Below are 16,064 nucleotides of genomic sequence, written 5' to 3'. Positions count from 1 at the left end.
CGGAGCTTTCATGACCGTTGCCGCCGCGCCCGACGCGTCCCCGCCGTCCACCCGAGCCGCCGGCGGGGCGGCGCTCGACATCGCCGTCATCGGCAGCGGCATCTCGGGGCTGTCGGCGGCCTGGCTGCTGTCGCAGCGGCACCGCGTCACGGTGTACGAGGCCGACAGCCGGCCCGGCGGCCACAGCAACACCGTGCAGGTGGGCGCCGGCGCCGGGGCGATCGCCGTCGACACCGGCTTCATCGTCTACAACGAATCGGCCTACCCGAACCTCACGGCCCTGTTCGCGCACCTGGGCGTGGCCACGCAGCCCTCCGAGATGTCGTTTGCCGTGAGCCTGGACGGCGGCGGGCTGGAATATTCGGGCAGCGGGCTGCGCGGCCTGTTCGCGCAGCCTGCCAACCTCGCGCGCCCGCGTTTCTGGTCGATGCTGCGCGACCTGGTGCGCTTCTACCGGCAGGCGCCGGCCGATGCCGCGCGCTTCGGGCTGCAGCCGCTCGACAGCTACCTGGATGCACGCGGCTACGGACGCGCCTTCCGCGACGACCACCTGTACCCGATGGCCGCGGCGATCTGGTCGGCCCCGGCCGCCCGCATCGGCGACTACCCGACCGAGGCCTTCGTGCGCTTCTGCGAGAACCACCAGCTGCTCGACCTTGGCAATCGCCCCGCATGGCGCACCGTGACCGGCGGCAGCGCGTGCTATGTGCGGCGGCTGGCGGAAAGCGTCGGCCTGGGGCTGCAGCTGGACAGCGCCGCCCTCGACGTGCGGCGCGAGGCCGATGCCGTCTACGTGCGCGCCGAAGGTTCGGCCGTTCCCCGGCGCTTCGACCACGTGGTGGTCGCCACCCATGCCGACCAGGCGCTGCGCCTGCTGCCCGACGCGAGCGGCGCCGAGACCCGGCTGCTGGGCGCCTTCGGCTACAGCCGCAACCGCGCGGTGCTGCACAGCGACCCGGCCCTGATGCCCAGGCGGCGTGCCGTGTGGTCGAGCTGGAACTACGCGGCCGACCGCGGCCGGGACGCGGCACCCTGTGTGACCTACTGGATGAACCGGCTGCAGGGCATCGAGGACACCACGCCGCTTTTTCTCACGCTCAATCCGGCGCGCGAGCCCGGCGCCGGGCAGGTGATCCGCAGCGAGGTGTACGAGCACCCGGTGTTCGACGCACGCGCCATGCGCGCGCAGCAAGAGCTCTGGTCGCTGCAGGGACAGCACCGCACCTGGTTCTGCGGCGCGTATTTCGGATCGGGCTTCCACGAGGACGGCCTGCAGGCGGGCCTTGCCGTCGCGGAGCAGCTGGGCGGCGTGCGCCGGCCATGGAACGTGGCCAACGAGTCGGGCCGCATCCGGCTGCGCCCCACCGTGGCCGCGGAGGCTGCTTGAAGAACGATTCCGCGCTCTACGTCGGGCGCGTCATGCACCAGCGGCTGCGCCCGGCGCGCCACCGCCTGAGCTACCGCGTGTTCTCGATGCTGGTGGACGTCGACGAGCTGCCGGCGCTGTCGCAGAAGCTGCGGCTCTTCTCCTTCAACCGCTTCAACCTGTTCAGCCTGCACGAGAGCGACTATGGCGCCGGCGATGGGCTGGGCCTGCGCCCGCACGTGGAGCAACAGCTGCATGCGGCGGGCCTGCGCACCGGTGGCACCATCCGGCTGCTGAGCATGCCGCGCATCCTCGGCTACGCCTTCAATCCGCTGAGCGTCTATTTTTGCGACCGGCCCGAAGGCGGGCTCGAGGCCGTGCTCTACGAGGTCAGCAACACCTTCGGCCAGCGCCACAGCTACCTCATTGCAGTGGACGAGGCTGGGCGCCACGCCCAACGCATCGAGCAGCATTGCGCCAAGCACTTCCACGTCTCGCCCTTTCTCGACCTCGACATGCGCTATGCCTTCCGCGTCGAGCTGCCCGACGCGGACCGCCAGGGGCTCGGCATCGGCATCACCGCTTCGGATGCGCAGGGGCCGGTGCTCGCCGCGCGCTTCGATGCACGGCGCCGGCCGCTCGGCGATGCGGCGCTGGCGCTGGTCTTCTTTTCGCATCCGCTGCTGACCCTCAAGGTGGTGGCCGCCATTCACTGGGAAGCGCTGCGCCTGTGGGCCAAGGGCGCGCGCTTTCGCCCGTGTCCGCCCGCGCCCGCGCAACCGGTGAGCATCGTTGGAACCAAGGACTCATGAGCACTTCACCTTCTTCTCCGTCGAACGGCCTCGAGGCCGATGCCCTGTGTCCCTCCACGGCGTTCGCTCCCGCGGCCTGGACCCGCCGGCCGCTGCGGCGGCTGCTGGTGCGCCTTTTGCGCGGCGTGCGCTGCGGCACCATCGCGGTGGAACTGCCCAATGGCGAGCGGGTGGAAGGGCGCGGCGCGACGGAAGGCCCGCACGCGGCCATCAGCCTGCACCGCTGGCGGCCGCTCGCGCGCATGCTGCTGCGCGGCGACATCGGCCTGGCGGAGTCGTACCGCGACGGTGACTGGTCGAGCCCGGACCTGCCGGCCCTGCTCGAGTTCGGCATTCGCAACGAGTCCGGCTGGGGCCGCGTCTTCGAGGCCTCGCTGCCTGCCAGGTTGTTCGGCCGCGCGGTGCACCGCCTGCGCGCCAACACGCGCCGCGGCAGCCGGCAGAACATTTCGTTCCACTACGACATGGGCAACGCGTTCTATGCCCGGTGGCTGGATCCCGAGATGATCTATTCGAGCGCGCTGTACGCCACCGGGGACGAATCGCTCGAAGAGGCGCAGGCCGCCAAGATCGCACGCGTGGCCGAATTGCTCGCGCCCGCACCCGAGGCCAAGGTGCTCGAGATCGGATGCGGCTGGGGCGCACTCGCGCTGGCGCTGGCACGCCGGCACGGCGCGCATGTGACCGGCCTCACGCTCTCCACCGAGCAGCTCGGGCATGCGCGCCGGCGGGTCGAGGAAGAGGGAATGTCGGCCCGCGTCGACCTGCGCCTGCAGGACTACCGCGACGTCGAAGGGCGCTATGACCGCATCGTGTCGATCGAGATGCTCGAAGCCGTGGGCGAGCGCTACTGGCCGGTGTACTTCGACACGCTGCGCGAGCGCCTGGCGCCGGGCGGCATCGCCGTGGTGCAGGTGATCACCATCGCCGATGCGCATTTCGATCACTACCGCCGCAGCCCCGACTTCATCCAGCGCTTCATCTTCCCGGGCGGCATGCTGCCTTCGGTGGGGGCGCTCGAAGCGCAGGCCGCGCGCGCCGGCCTTACGCTGGAGCGCGCCGAATCGTTCGGCGCCAGCTACGCGGCCACGCTGGCCGAATGGCGGCACCGGTTCCTCGCAGCCTGGCCGGCCATCGAGCCACTGGGGTTCGACGCCGCGTTCAAGCGGCTGTGGGAGTATTACCTCAGCTACTGCGAGGCGGGCTTCCTGTCGGAGCGCGTCGATGTCGGGCTCTTCACGCTGAGGCACGCGCCGGCCGCCGCCTGAGCATGGCCGTGCGGGCGGCGGCGGATTAAAGTAGGCCATGGCCAGTTCACTGCTGCTCACACTCAACGCCGGGTCGTCGTCGATCAAGGTGGCGCTGTTCGAGGTGGACGCCAGCGCCGGTGCGCTGCCTGCCGCCAGATGGTCGGGCCAGGCCGACGGGTTGGGCACGGGCCTGGAAGGGCGGCTGCGCGTGCGCGATGCACAAGGGCGCATGCTGCACGACGCAGCGCTGCAAGGCGACGGCCGCTCGCACCAGGGCGCGCTCGCCGCGCTGCTCGGCTGGCATGCGAGGCAGGGCGGCGGCGGGCGCATCGATGCGGTCGGGCATCGCATCGTGCATGGCGGCGTGAACTTCGTGGCGCCGGTGCGCGCCGACGACGCGGTGCTGCACGAGCTGGCCGCGCTCGAGCCGCTCGCGCCCTTGCACCAGCCGCACAACCTGGCGGGGGTGCGCGCCGCCATGCAGGCCTTCGGCGGGGTGCCGCAGGTGCTGTGCTTCGACACCGCCTTTCATGCGGCGCAGCCCGATGTGAACCGGCGCTTCGCGTTGCCGCGCGCGCTGCACGATGCCGGCGTGCGGCGCTACGGCTTTCACGGCCTGTCCTACGAATCGATCGCGGCGCAGTTCGCGCAACTGGCGCCGCCGCCCGCGCAGCAGCGCGTGATCGTCGCGCACCTTGGCAACGGTGCTTCGATGTGCGCCATGGCCGGGGGGCGCTCGGTCGCGACGACCATGAGCTTCTCGCCGCTCGACGGGCTCACCATGGGCACGCGCTGCGGCCACCTGGACGCGGCCGTGGTGCTGTACCTGATGCGCTCGCAAGGCATGTCGGCCGACGAGGTGGAGACGCTGCTGTTCCGCGAGTCGGGCCTTCTGGGGCTTTCGGGCGTGTCGAGCGACATGCGCGCGCTCGAAGCCTCGCAGCTGCCCGCCGCGGCCGAGGCGATCACGCATTTCGTCGAGCAGGTGGTGCAGCACATGGGCAGCCTGGCCGCGGCGCTGCGCGGGGTCGATGCCATCGTGTTCACCGGAGGCATCGGCGAGAACGCCGCCGCGCTGCGCGCGCACATTCTCCGGGAGTGCAGCTGGCTGGGCATCGAAGCGGATGCAAACGCCGGCGGCGCCGCGCGGCTGACCACCGCCCAGAGCCGCGTCAGCGCCTGGGTGTTCAGGACCGACGAAGAAGCGGTGATCGCGCGGCACACCGCGCGCGTGCTCGCAGCCCACGGCCGGGTCAGGCCTGGAAGTTCAACCGCAGCCCCGGCGTCGGCCAATCGTCGATGGCAATGAGCCTTCCGCTGCCCGACAGCGTGACGTAGGCCGTGCGCATGTCGCGCCCGCCAAAGCAGATGTTGGTGGTGTAGCGGTCGGGCAGCGGCAGGTGCTCGCAGCTGCTGCCGTCGGGCGCGACGACGGTGATGCCGCCGTGCAGCAGCGTGGCCACGCACAGGTTGCCCAGCGCATCGGCCGCCATCGAGTCGAAGCGCTGGTAGTGCCCGCCCGGCGACGCGCAGAGCATGCGGCCGCCGTGCGGCGAGGGCCAGCCGTCCTTGCGCACGCGGCCCGGCGCCGTGATGTCGAAGGCCCAGAGCCGCGCGCCCTCGGTCTCGGCGTAGTAGAGCGTGCGGCCGTCGGGCGACAGCGCGATGCCGTTGGGCGTCATCACCGGCCGTGCGATGGCATGCGCGCCGCTGCCGCCGCCATGGCCGTAGAACACGCCGCCGCGGTCCATGTCGCACTCGCGCGTCTTGCCCAGGTCGGTGAAGTAGAAGCCACCCTGCGCGTCGAACACGATGTCGTTGGGCCCGCGCAGCGCGCCACCGTCGGCCGTGTCGTAGAGCCGCTCGGCGCGGCCTGTGGCCAGGTCCACGCGCTCGATGCGCCCGCCCGAATAGTCGTCGGCCTGGCCGATCGGGCGGTGACAGCCGTCGGCCTCGGTGTGCCAGCGAAAGCCGCCGTTGTTGCACACGTACACCGCGCCGTCGGGCCCGAGGGCCGCGCCATTCGGTCCGCCGCCCAGGTCGGCCACCACCTGCACGAGGCCGTCGTGCCGCACGCGCGTGAGCGTGCCGCGGGCAATCTCGACCAGCAGCACGGAGCCGTCGTCCATGGCGACGGGCCCTTCGGGAAACTGCAGGCCGGTGGCGAGTTCGCGGATCCGCATCGGTGGCATCGGTGGAATCGGTCGCATCGGTCAGTCGCCCCCGCAGCCGCTGCGCTCCAGCACCGGCAGCAGTTGCGGCCCGAGCGACTTCAGCAGCTGGGTCGGCAGCGCGCTGGTGAAGCGGTAGCGCGCGGCGTGGGGTTCGGGCACGTAGGCCATGATGGTGCCGAAGTAACGGTCGCCGATCATGAAGACGAACGTGGCCGATCGGCTGATGGTGCGCTCCGCATTCCGCCCGCCGCGGCCGTTGTGCCCGTAGCGGTGGTCGCCGGTGCCGGTCTTGCCGCCGATCTCGATCACGCGGCCGTTCGCATCCACGAGTGCGCCCTTGAGCCGCCGTGCGGTGCCGTCTTGCACGACCTCGAAGAGCGCGCGGCGCGCCGAGGCTGCCACCTCGGCGGGCAGCACCCGCTCGGCGCTGGCGTTGCGCTGCTCCAGCCGCGTTTCGTACGGCGTTTCGCGCGCGAAGTGCAGTGCGCCGACACGCTGTATCGGCCGCCGCACGCCGTCGCTGGCGATGATGCCCATCAGCTCCGCGAGGGCCGCGGGCCGGTCGCCCGATGCGCCGATGGCGCTCGCATACGACGGCGTCAGCGATTCGAACGGATAGCCCAGCCGCTGCCACGAGCGGTGGATCTGCGCGAAGGCGTCGATCTCCACCAGCTCGCGCAGGCGCTTGTCCTGCGCGCTCTTGTGGCGCGTCTTGAAGAGCCAGGCATAGACCTCCTGGCGCTCGCTGGCGCTGGCATTCAGCACGTCGGTCAGCGTGGCGCCGGGGTTGCGCTTGATGTAGCCGACCAGCCACAGCTCCAGCGGATGCACGCGCGACACGTAGCCGCGATCGGCCAGCGACAGGCCCGCGTAGGTGGTGCGCAGCGCCTGCAACGCGCGCGGGGAGGGCGCCTCCCGGCCCAGCCGCTGCGTGAGCAGTTCGTCGAGCCGGTCGTCGGTGGCCTGGGGCTCGATGGTGAACAGCACGCTCGCCAGCCGCGGCGCCGAGGGCCGGACGCCGCGCAGCAGCCGTGCCTCCGCCTTGTCGGCCGGCAGGCCCTGGTACTTGCGATAGAAGCGGATGAGGTAGGCCGAGCCTTCGCGGTCGGCAAAGCGCGCGAGCAGCTCGCGCCGGCGCGGGTCGGCGGGGTCTTGCAGCATGGCCTCGGCGTCGGATGCGCCGCCGAACATGCGGTGCCGCACCAGGTCGCGCATCAGGCGGATGAACACCAGGTTGACCGAGTGCTTGAAGCCTTCTCGCACGGTCATGAATTCGCTGTTGCGCGAGCGCTCGAAGTTCTCGAACTGGTGCAGCCCGCCGCCGGTGAAGAAGGCCTCGCCCGGGTTGGCCGAATACTTGCGCTCCATGGCCGCCTCGAGCATGGGCGCGAGCCGGCGATCCTTGGCGCGCAGCAGGTATTGCTGCGCCCACGCGCCCAGCGGGTCGCGCAGGCTCGGCTTCATCGCCTTGAGCTGGGCCGGGCCCAGCTCGCTCCAGCGGCCGTGCAGTTCGGCCACCAGTTCCAGGTAGCTCACCAGCGTGCGCAGCTTGGCGGTGGACCCAAGGTCCAGCCGCGCGCCCTGGTTCACGTCGAAAGGCTGGTCGATGTTGTCGGCCTGCACGCGCAGCAGGTTGGCCTGGGGGCCGCGCTCGAACAGCGTGAAGCTGTAGATCAGCGGGGCCGGGTTGGCGCCCGCATCGAGCAGGTGCGGGCCGTACAGCCCCGCCGCCTTGGCCGCGGCGGGCGCCCGCAGGCTGGTGAGCACCTGCGTCGCCACCGCCTGCGCATTCGCGTCCAGCGTGGTCTCGGCCTCCATGTCGATGCGCTCCAGGTCGTAGGCGCGCGGCACGTCCAGCAGCGTGGAGATGTGGGTGCGCAGCGCGGTCGCGGCCTTGCGCTGCACAAAGTCGGGCCGGGGCGTGGCCGGCAGCGCGGGCCGCAGGTTCAGGGGCACGGTCAGCGCCGCATCGCGCAGCATGGGCGGGATCAGGCCCGCCTCGGTCATCAGCCGCAGGTAGCTGTCGGTGAGCCGCGCCAGGCCCGCGCCGTCGCCCAGCAGGTGCTGCGACGGGCGGCGCTGCGCGATCATCAGCGACAGCGCCTGCTTGAAGGCCTCCGCCTGCCGCTGGAGCATCTCCGGCGTGGGCGCTGCCGCGCCCTCGGCGTTGTCGGCCAGGAGCCGGTTCACCTCGCGAAAGTCGCGGCCGTACCAGGTCCACAGCCCGTCGCCCAGGCCGTGCACCTCGCCCATGCCGGGGCGCGCGGCCAGCGGCACCGTGTCGAGGTAGTCGACCACGATCTGGCGGCGCCGCGCCAGCGTGTCGTCGCCGTCCTGGTAGGCGCGCACCGAGGCCGACGCCATCTGGCGCAGCTTTTCGCGCACCGACACCGTGCGGCCGTGCGGCGAATGGCGGTACTTCTCGATCTGCGTGGCCAGCGTGCTGCCACCCGTGGCCGACTGGCCCGGGCTGAACACCCGCAGCGCCTGTTCCACCGCCGCCTTGGCAAAGCGCTCCGGGTCCAGCGCCGGGTTGCGCTGTGCCGGCTGCGCATCGAGCAGGTGGCGGTCTTCGACGAACAGCAGGGCGCTGACCAGCAGCGGCGGCACGTCTTCGAAGCGCTCGTAAGCCCGCCGGGGCAGGCGCGTGTGCAGGAGCGCGTCGTTGCGGCAGTCGCGCACCGTCAGGCCGGCCTGGTTCTTCTCGCGGTAGGGAACGAAAAGCCCCTGCTCCTGCAGCTCGACCAGGCGCGGCGACATGCGCGCCTGCCGGGTGACCACGTAGCCTTCGGGCTGCAGGCGCTGGATGAAATCGGGCAGGTCGTGGTAGCCCATGCGCTGGTCGTAGGGCCCGGCCTGGGGAAAGCGGATCGCGTCGCTCGCACCCGCATCGACCGTGTAGCCGGCACCGCTGGCAAAGTCGCGCCACAGCGCCGATTGCCATCGGGAAGTCTTCAGCTCGTCGACCACCGCGTACGCCGCAAGCGCACCCAGCACGGCGAGTCCACCGCCGATCCAGAAGACCTTCTTGAACCTTGTCATGCTGCCTCGCACAGTCTTGAACCGGGGGTTCGTCCATCGCGATGATGCGCTTTCCGCGGCCGATTGGCGCGTGCGCTTCGCAATCTTCTGTGTCGGAGGAACTACCTATGGCGGACGTCCGCCGCCTTGGCATACAACCCGTTGTTCCCCGGGTTCGGGCGGTGCAAAGCGGAAACGCTCAGCCCACCGCCTTGATCAGCCGCTCGCGCCCCGCCTTGGCCAGCATCGAGGCCACCGCGCACGAGGCCAGCCGCGCCGGTTCCGAATCGGCCCGGCTCGTGAGGATCACCGGCACCCGGGTGCCCAGCACGATGCCCGCCGCATAGGCGCCGCCAAGAAAGGCCAGGCTCTTCGCCAGCATGTTGCCCGCGTCCAGGCTGGGCACGATCAGCACGTTGGCGCGGCCCGCCACCGGCGAGACGATGCCCTTGACGCGCGCCGCCTCGGGGTCGATGGCGTTGTCCATTGCCAACGGTCCGTCCAGCTCAGCGCCCGTGATCTGCCCGCGGTCCGCCATCTTGCACAGCACGGCCGCGTCCAGCGTCGAAGGCACCTTGCTGTTCACCGTTTCCGTGGCCGAGAGAATCGCCACCCGCACCGCCGGCATCTGCAGCGCATGCGCGAGGTCGATCGCGTTCTGCACGATGTCGACCTTCTCGTCGAGCGTCGGCGCGATGTTGATGGCCGCGTCCGAAATGATCAGCGGCTGCGAGTGCCCCGGAATGTCCATCACGAAGCAATGACTGATGCGCCGCGACGTGCGCAGCCCGCCCTCGCGCCGCACCACCGCGCCCATCAACTCATCCGTGTGCAGGCTGCCCTTCATCAACGCATCGACCTCGCCGCGCAGCGCCATGGCGACGGCCGCGTCGGCTGCGGCATGGCTGTGCGGCGCGTCGACGATGGGGATGTTGGAGAGGTCCACGCCGGCCTCGCGTGCCGCGGCTTCGATCTTTGCGCGCGGGCCGATGAGGGTGGGGGCGATGAGGCCGAGGGCGGCTGAGGCGAGGGCTGCTTCGAGGGAGACGGCGTTGGCGGGGTGGACGACCGCGACGCGCAGGGGAGGGAGGGCGCGGGCTGCGGTGATTAGGCGGTCGTAGTGGGGGTGGGTGGGGGCGGGGGATGAGGGCAATGAAGACGGCATGCAGGCTCCGGAGGACGGGCAGTTCTTAGGTCACGACATGGCCCGGACCGCCTCGAGCGCGCGGCCGCGCGCATCGGGCGCGAGCGCATAGAACGCGAGCAGCAGTTCTGCCGCATCGTCGTCCGTGGCGTAGAAGTAGGCGACCGGGACATCGAGCACGGCAGCCAGTCGTTCGACGGTCAGCCAATCCGGCGCATGTTTGCCCCGTTCATACTGGTTCATCCGGGCGCTCGAAGACATCTCGTCGATGCCCGCCATGATTCCCAACTTCTCCTGAGACAACCCGGCTCGAAGCCGAGCCGCTTTCAGGCGCTTTGCAAGTACCGACAAAAAAAGCACCCCTAACAAATTCGATCAGGGATGCTCAAAGTTTCTGGTGCTCGCTACACTAAGGAATACTTAGTAAAAGCGGGAGCCCACCTTGGACGCATCAGACATTCTTGAGAACAAGTTGTCCCAATTGCAATCGCTGTTGAGTTGCTGCTATGGGGATGGGAGTGAGTGGTTCGACGTGATCGGGGCTAGGCATCGGGACAACATCATGTGGATTGCGGCGGATCTGGCGGCCGAGGCTGCCAATTTGCTACAGATCGAAATGAAGACCGCTTGGCCCCCAGACTTGCCATACGCGTGACGTCAAGTGCATGCAGTCGCTTGTCGGTTTGAAAAAGCTTGTCTGGCTCTTCATCGTTAGTGTGGAGCAGAGCTCCTGGATAGTTCCTGCGGCCCGAAATACTGGAAAAAAATACAGTAGGACGTAAAAAAGACATCCTGTCTGCTATTCTTCCCAGATATTGGAGCATACACATGGGCAACTCGAACGACTTCCTCGATATCCTGCGCGACGCGCTGACGCGATTTAACAAGAAGGAGCTCGCCGAACTCCTCGATCTCGATCCCAAAACAATCGGTCGCTGGGAACGACAAGAGACGCATCCTTCTGCGCTAGAGATGCCTGCCATCCGTAACATCCTGGCCGCCGAGAAACGTAAGGCGGCCAGCCCTGCTGCAGACTTCACGTTCATCGATCTATTCGCAGGCATCGGTGGCAATCGCAAGGCTTTCGAGATGGCAGGCGGGCAATGCGTTTTCACGAGCGAATGGAATCCTTTCGCCGTGAAGACCTACAAGGCGAATTTTTCACACGATCACCACTTTGAAGGTGACATCACCAAGGTCGATGAGCACAGCATTCCCGATCACGATGTGTTGCTGGCAGGCTTTCCTTGCCAAGCGTTCTCGATTGCTGGGGTTTCCAAGAAGAACTCTCTTGGTCGCGATCACGGTTTCAAGGACAAGACGCAGGGCACGCTTTTCTTCGATGTGGCGCGCATCCTGGCGGCTAAACGGCCTAAAGCGTTTCTACTGGAAAACGTCAAGAACCTTATCGGTCACGACAAAGGAAATACCTTCCGCATCATCCGGGAGACGCTTGAAAAGGAGCTCGGCTATCACATTGAATACCGTGTGGTTGATGGCCAGCATTTCGTGCCACAGCATCGCGAACGCATCCTGATCGCTGGCTTCCGCCGTGACGCAGGTTTCCGCTGGAGCGATGTTCATCTGCCTGAGCACGGCCCTCGCTTGAAATCGATCCTGCATCCGCAAGATGGCAGCGAAGAAGCTGAGGAGCCTTACACGACAGGACCCAAAGGTAAGGTGGCTGAGCGCTACACGTTGACAGACAACCTCTGGACCTATCTTCAAGCCTATGCAGCCAAGCACAAGGCAGCTGGCAACGGCTTCGGCTTTGGTCTGGTCGACGGACGTTCCGTGACACGGACGCTGTCCGCGCGGTATCACAAAGACGGTTCCGAAATTCTCGTTTCGCAGGGAAGCAGGAAAAACCCGCGCCGACTGACGCCGCGTGAATGCGCCCGTCTCATGGGCTTTCCAAAAGACTTCATCATTCCCGTGAGCGACACGCAGGCATATCGGCAGTTCGGCAATTCAGTGGTGATGCCGGTCATGGCGGCAGCCGCGGCGGCTATGAAGCCAGCTATCGTGACTCTCATCGAAGAACAGAAGAACGCGGCCCAGCTCACGCTGGCTTGAAGTGGATATCGTCGACCGTGCCACGCGCAGCCGGATGATGTCGGGCATCCGGGGACGCGACACGAAGATCGAACTGGTGGTGCGTAAGGCGCTGCATGCACGGGGTCTGCGCTATCGGCTGCACAACCGCATGTTGCCCGGCAGGCCAGACATGGCTTTCAGCGGGGCAAAGGCAGTCATCTTCATGAATGGCTGCTTCTGGCATGGCCATGACTGCCCGTTCTTTCGCTTGCCTGCTTCGAACACTGAGTTCTGGCAGGCGAAGATCGAAGCTAACCGGGTGCGCGACGTCAGGTCCCTTGAGGCGCTACACGCGCTAGGGTGGCGCACCGCGGTCGTCTGGGAGTGTTCGATTCGCAACCGGCCAATGGAAGGCTTTGTTGATCTGCTCGACCAGCTTGAGGAATGGATACGCAAAGGTTCCGGTAATCTGGATCTCAGGGGGCCTCTGTCCGATGTGCTCTCGGCGAACCCCGTGCGCAAGGAGATTTAGCGAATGACTCGCAATTTGTTGAGGGATGGCCTGCGCGCCGTAGAGCCAGAAGCGCTCATCGATGACCTTGTTGACGTTCTTCAAGGGGCGGAGCTGGTCTACCTCAAAAAGCTTTCACTCAATGACTGGCAATGGAGCGAGAACCCGCTGGCACGCCAAGGTGGTGTCTACATTCCGCGTGAGGACCGTGACAGCGGATTTTTTCCCCCACTCGGAATGAAGGACCGGCCAGGCGGCGAGCCGCCGATTCGCGAAATATGGTTTGACCTTGAATGGCCCCAAGTCGCCGAGACGAAGACAGCACGTCTTGTTCACTACACCAGCAAAGGACAGGAGACACACCTTACCAATGTGGTTAAAGATCCGTTCCTAGGTGTTAGTCCGGCATCGTTTCTCGTCATTGCGCGCAAGCGGCTGCGGACGGGTGAGTTCCGGTTCACTGCGCTCGTTGCGGACTCGGGTGGTGCCGGCGTTGACTATCTGCGCGATCTCTTCCGTTTCGGATCGGACTTCATTTCCGGATCCTTCATCCCTGAAGTCGCGGCGAAGAATTCCGAGGACCGCGTGCTGGGTTATGTTGAGCAGGCCGTTCTCGCATGGCGCGCAGGGACGTTGGATGCGTTCGCTCAGTTCCATGCAGTTATTCCAGGAACCGGTCAGATGGCGGCGATGGCGCAACGGGAGTATCTTGAAGCCAACAAACTGCAGTCACTGGATCCCTTTGCGCTGGGTGCCCCGGGCGACGCAGTCATGCACATCAGCCGCGATATCGAGTACAGACTGTTCAGAGACTTTGAACTCAAGGCGAGATCGATGGAGCTGATACGCATTGTGCTCGGTATGAACAACGCGAGCATGTCTGTGGAACGGAGCCTGCGGGCCCTGATTACCGAGTTCCCACGTATCGACAAGGTTCTACTGTCTGCTGCTCAGCAGCGCAAGTCTCGGGCGGGCAAATCCTTCGAACTCCACATCGAACGGCTATTGAAGGACGGGGGTATCCCTTACGAGGCTCAGGTGGTGATCGAGTCGAAGAAGCGGCCGGACTTCGTACTTCCTGACATCCGTCTGTACGCCGATGCAACTCGCATGCGGGAAGAGGCTTTGGTGCTCAGCGCAAAGACGACGCTACGTGAGCGCTGGAAGCAGGTTCACGCTGAGATTCGCGACTGCGAGCTCTATCTCGCAACGGTTGACGAAAACGTTGCTGCAAGCGCTATTGGCGAAATGGGCGAAGCAGGCATCACTCTTGTCGTGCCCGAGTCGTTAAAGGTTTCGGATGCTGCTGTGTATCGACAACAGGCCAATGTGATTGCATTCGGAGAGTTCTTTCGGACACGGGTCCGCAAGGAGCGTTACCCCTTGTGGCGATCCCGAGGGCTGATCATCTGATTCGAAGCTGCATGCCATGTTGCGGCGCGATAGGTCTTGGGTGTCTTTCGCGGCAAGGGCTATCCAACATTCGAAGTGCTGTCAAGTTGAGGTGTCCCGAGTAGGTCCCGCCTGAGCAGGACCGGAAGGGTTGGTCAGGCTTTGCAACTCTGAAGTGCCGTTGCAGAATACAACTTCTTTGTACATCCTGATGCATCTGGAGGCGGACTTGAGCACCATCGCGGAATTTGGCGAAGCACTCCAAGAGGCCGTTTCGCGGGAGGTCGCAGACAGCGGTATTGAACCTGCAGAGGTCTTCTTCGAGCACATGGCCGCGCGACTTGAGTCAGCCGGAGAGATCGAGATGGTTGAAAGGGCCGGTTTTGAAGGAACGAGCGGCGTCAAGACAATCCGTGTAGATGGGAGCGGAGGAGATCCGCGGGATTCGGACGGCGTGCTGAGCGTCATAATCTGCGACTTCCACGGCGCAGGAGAGCTGGTCACAGTGAACGCCGCGGATACGAAGCGGCTTTTCGGTCACCTCGTTAATTTTCTGGTTTGTTGTCGCCAAGAAGATTTTCGTGGCTCACTTCGAAGCGGCAGCCCGGTGTCAGGCCTCGCAGAAACGATTGCACTGACATGGACCACAATTTCTAAGGTCAAGCTGATCCTCGTTACGAATGCCGTGTACAGCGCGAGGACCGACGCAGTACACGCAGGTCTCCTGAATGGAGTAGCAGTGACGTACAACGTCTGGGATCTTTCGAGGTTCCACCGCTATGAGTTGTCCGGGCAGGCGCATGAAGGGCTGGTGATCGACTTCAGTAGTGACTATGGCGGCGCGGTTCCGGCGCTCGCGGCCTCCCGACACGACAATGAATTAGAGAGCTATCTGATGGTTATTCCAGGCACGCAGTTAGCGGAGATTTACGACAAATGGGGCGCACGTCTTCTTGAGTCGAATGTTCGTAGCTTTCTGCAGGCCAGAGGCAAGGTTAATCAGGGGATTCGGGACACGATCAAGAATGAGCCCGGGATGTTTTTCTCCTATAACAACGGCCTTTCCGCAACAGCAGAAGAGGTTACGACGGAAAAATCCCAAGAGGGGCTACGCATCGTATCGGCCAAAAACCTGCAGATCGTGAATGGCGGCCAGACTACTGCATCACTTCACGCCGCCAAAAGACTGTCACCTGTCAGCCTGAAGAATCTTCATGTGCAGATGAAGTTGACGGTAGTGCCCCCTTCTCGGTCCGAAGAAATAGTCCCCAGAATCTCTCAAAACGCGAATAGCCAGAACAAAGTGAGTGCAGCGGATTTTTTCTCGAATCATCCGTTCCATGTGCGCATAGAGGAGTATTCCCGAAAAGTGCTTGCCCCTGCACTGGAAGGCTCGAATCGGGAAACACACTGGTTTTATGAGCGAGCACGTGGGCAGTATCTGGTCGAGCGGTCAAAGTGTTCGGACGCAGAGAAGCGTCAGTTTGATATAAGTTTCCCCAAAGAGCAGTTTTTTGCGAAAACAGATCTCGCCAAAGTGGAATACTCTTTCCGCTGCAAGCCGGAAACGGTGAGCAAGGGAGCGCAGAAGAACTTCGCGGAATTTGCTAAGGATACGGGTGAAGCGTGGACGAAAAGCAATGCGCGCTTCGATGAGACTTGGTATCGTAGGCTCATTGCGAAGCTGATCGTATTTCGTTACCTTGAGAAGGCTGTTCCCAAGCAGAGCTGGTATCCTGGGGGCTACCGCGCGAACATCGTCACTTATGCGATCGCGAAACTCGCGGCGGATGCCGAAGCAACTGGCTGCATCATGGATCTTGACGCTGTCTGGAAGATTCAAACCGTTGCCGAGTCCCTCGGAGCCTCGCTCCTGAAAGCTGCCGAGGCTGCTTCTATTGTCCTTACCGAACCTATTCTTGGGATCAAGAACACCACAGAATGGGCGAAGAAGCAAGCATGTTGGGAACGGCTCCGACAACAGCAAATCGAGTACGGCCCATTACTGCGCGAGTGCCTTGTTGAAGCTGAGGACGCACGCGCGGCGGTTAGGGAGGGGCGGCGAGAAGCTGCATTCATCTCTGGCATCGAAGCACAGTCAAAGGTCGTATCAGCGGGACATGATTTTTGGACGCGCCTGCGCGCATGGGGTGAAGGAAACGGCTCGTTCTCGTCGCGAGAGATCAGCATCATTCGAGCGTGCTCGGCCGCAAACGGGCGGATCCCCTCCGAACGGCAATCCATTGCCGCGCTGCAGATTTTGGGGCAGGCGCGAGGTAATGGTTACCGGGATGAAAACGAGGCGCCGAGGGTCAGAATTGGAGGGTGGAATCGCGTCCACTAAAGATTCCGGAACG

At 65.3% G+C, this 16,064-nt stretch carries 12 protein-coding genes; 8 read left to right on the top strand and 4 right to left on the bottom strand.

Annotated elements, in window-relative coordinates; genetic code table 11:
- Positions 1-10 precede the first annotated feature (10 nt).
- From ABID97_RS21860 to ABID97_RS21845, 4 genes are read left to right on the top strand one after another with little or no spacing between them, the layout of a single operon-like run.
- Positions 11-1,387 carry an NAD(P)/FAD-dependent oxidoreductase gene (locus tag ABID97_RS21860; protein WP_354400705.1) on the top strand — a complete coding sequence of 459 codons (1,377 nt, stop codon included), beginning with the start codon at positions 11-13 and terminating at the stop codon, positions 1,385-1,387.
- Positions 1,384-2,178, top strand: a complete 795-nt coding sequence (locus ABID97_RS21855) for a DUF1365 domain-containing protein (RefSeq protein WP_354400703.1) — start codon at positions 1,384-1,386, stop codon at positions 2,176-2,178. Before ABID97_RS21860 ends, ABID97_RS21855 begins: the two co-directional genes overlap by 4 nt.
- Positions 2,175-3,446 (top strand): class I SAM-dependent methyltransferase, encoded by a 1,272-nt coding sequence (locus ABID97_RS21850; RefSeq protein ID WP_354400702.1) that lies wholly within the window; start codon positions 2,175-2,177, stop codon positions 3,444-3,446. The genes ABID97_RS21855 and ABID97_RS21850 overlap by 4 nt, the downstream gene beginning before the upstream one ends.
- Positions 3,447-3,483: 37 nt before the next feature.
- On the top strand, positions 3,484-4,737 hold the full coding sequence (locus ABID97_RS21845; protein WP_354400700.1) for an acetate/propionate family kinase: 1,254 nt from the start codon (positions 3,484-3,486) through the stop codon (positions 4,735-4,737).
- On the opposite strand, the gene ABID97_RS21840 is transcribed toward ABID97_RS21845, so the two are convergent.
- From ABID97_RS21840 to ABID97_RS21825, 4 genes are all read right to left on the bottom strand, one after another.
- Positions 4,682-5,611: an SMP-30/gluconolactonase/LRE family protein gene (locus ABID97_RS21840; RefSeq protein WP_354401837.1), complete on the bottom strand. Its 930-nt coding sequence runs from the start codon at positions 5,609-5,611 to the stop codon at positions 4,682-4,684. The genes ABID97_RS21845 and ABID97_RS21840 overlap by 56 nt on opposite strands.
- Before the next feature lie 30 nt (positions 5,612-5,641).
- Positions 5,642-8,644: a transglycosylase domain-containing protein gene (locus ABID97_RS21835; RefSeq protein WP_354400698.1), complete on the bottom strand. Its 3,003-nt coding sequence runs from the start codon at positions 8,642-8,644 to the stop codon at positions 5,642-5,644.
- Between the two features lie 178 nt (positions 8,645-8,822).
- Complete coding sequence (locus ABID97_RS21830; protein WP_354400697.1) at positions 8,823-9,788, bottom strand: bifunctional enoyl-CoA hydratase/phosphate acetyltransferase; 966 nt, start codon at positions 9,786-9,788, stop codon at positions 8,823-8,825.
- A gap of 30 nt (positions 9,789-9,818) precedes the next feature.
- The gene (locus ABID97_RS21825; RefSeq protein WP_354400696.1) at positions 9,819-10,127 is read right to left on the bottom strand and encodes a helix-turn-helix domain-containing protein; all 309 of its coding nucleotides are present in this window, start codon (positions 10,125-10,127) and stop codon (positions 9,819-9,821) included.
- Positions 10,128-10,595: 468 nt separating this feature from the next.
- Between ABID97_RS21825 and dcm the strand changes: the two genes are divergently transcribed.
- The 4 genes from dcm (at position 10,596) to ABID97_RS21805 (ending at position 16,051) form a co-directional block, all read left to right on the top strand.
- Positions 10,596-11,843, top strand: coding sequence for a DNA (cytosine-5-)-methyltransferase (gene dcm / locus ABID97_RS21820; RefSeq protein ID WP_354400694.1), 1,248 nt, complete (start codon positions 10,596-10,598; stop codon positions 11,841-11,843).
- 1 nt (position 11,844) lies between these two features.
- Positions 11,845-12,336: a very short patch repair endonuclease gene (locus ABID97_RS21815; protein ID WP_354400692.1), complete on the top strand. Its 492-nt coding sequence runs from the start codon at positions 11,845-11,847 to the stop codon at positions 12,334-12,336.
- A gap of 3 nt (positions 12,337-12,339) precedes the next feature.
- Positions 12,340-13,728, top strand: a complete 1,389-nt coding sequence (locus tag ABID97_RS21810) for a type II restriction endonuclease (protein ID WP_354400690.1) — start codon at positions 12,340-12,342, stop codon at positions 13,726-13,728.
- Between the two features lie 208 nt (positions 13,729-13,936).
- Positions 13,937-16,051, top strand: coding sequence for an AIPR family protein (locus ABID97_RS21805; RefSeq protein ID WP_354400689.1), 2,115 nt, complete (start codon positions 13,937-13,939; stop codon positions 16,049-16,051).
- The last annotated feature ends 13 nt before the right edge of the window (positions 16,052-16,064 follow it).

It is taken from the genome of Variovorax sp. OAS795 (assembly GCF_040546685.1).
Classification (GTDB): Bacteria; Pseudomonadota; Gammaproteobacteria; order Burkholderiales; family Burkholderiaceae_C; genus Variovorax.
Note: the sequence above shows the minus strand (reverse complement) of the source record. Positions and strands in the feature narration are given on the sequence as shown.

What these genes read in the sequence shown, in the direction of transcription:
- ABID97_RS21860 (WP_354400705.1), top strand. Translation starts at nt 11, where the DNA reads ATGACCGTTGCCGCCGCGCCCGACGCGTCCCCGCCGTCCACCCGAGCC.
- ABID97_RS21850 (WP_354400702.1), top strand. Translation starts at nt 2,175, where the DNA reads ATGAGCACTTCACCTTCTTCTCCGTCGAACGGCCTCGAGGCCGATGCC.
- ABID97_RS21845 (WP_354400700.1), top strand. Translation starts at nt 3,484, where the DNA reads ATGGCCAGTTCACTGCTGCTCACACTCAACGCCGGGTCGTCGTCGATC.
- ABID97_RS21840 (WP_354401837.1), bottom strand. Translation starts at nt 5,611, where the DNA reads ATGCGGATCCGCGAACTCGCCACCGGCCTGCAGTTTCCCGAAGGGCCC.
- ABID97_RS21835 (WP_354400698.1), bottom strand. Translation starts at nt 8,644, where the DNA reads ATGACAAGGTTCAAGAAGGTCTTCTGGATCGGCGGTGGACTCGCCGTG.
- ABID97_RS21830 (WP_354400697.1), bottom strand. Translation starts at nt 9,788, where the DNA reads ATGCCGTCTTCATTGCCCTCATCCCCCGCCCCCACCCACCCCCACTAC.
- dcm (WP_354400694.1), top strand. Translation starts at nt 10,596, where the DNA reads ATGGGCAACTCGAACGACTTCCTCGATATCCTGCGCGACGCGCTGACG.
- ABID97_RS21810 (WP_354400690.1), top strand. Translation starts at nt 12,340, where the DNA reads ATGACTCGCAATTTGTTGAGGGATGGCCTGCGCGCCGTAGAGCCAGAA.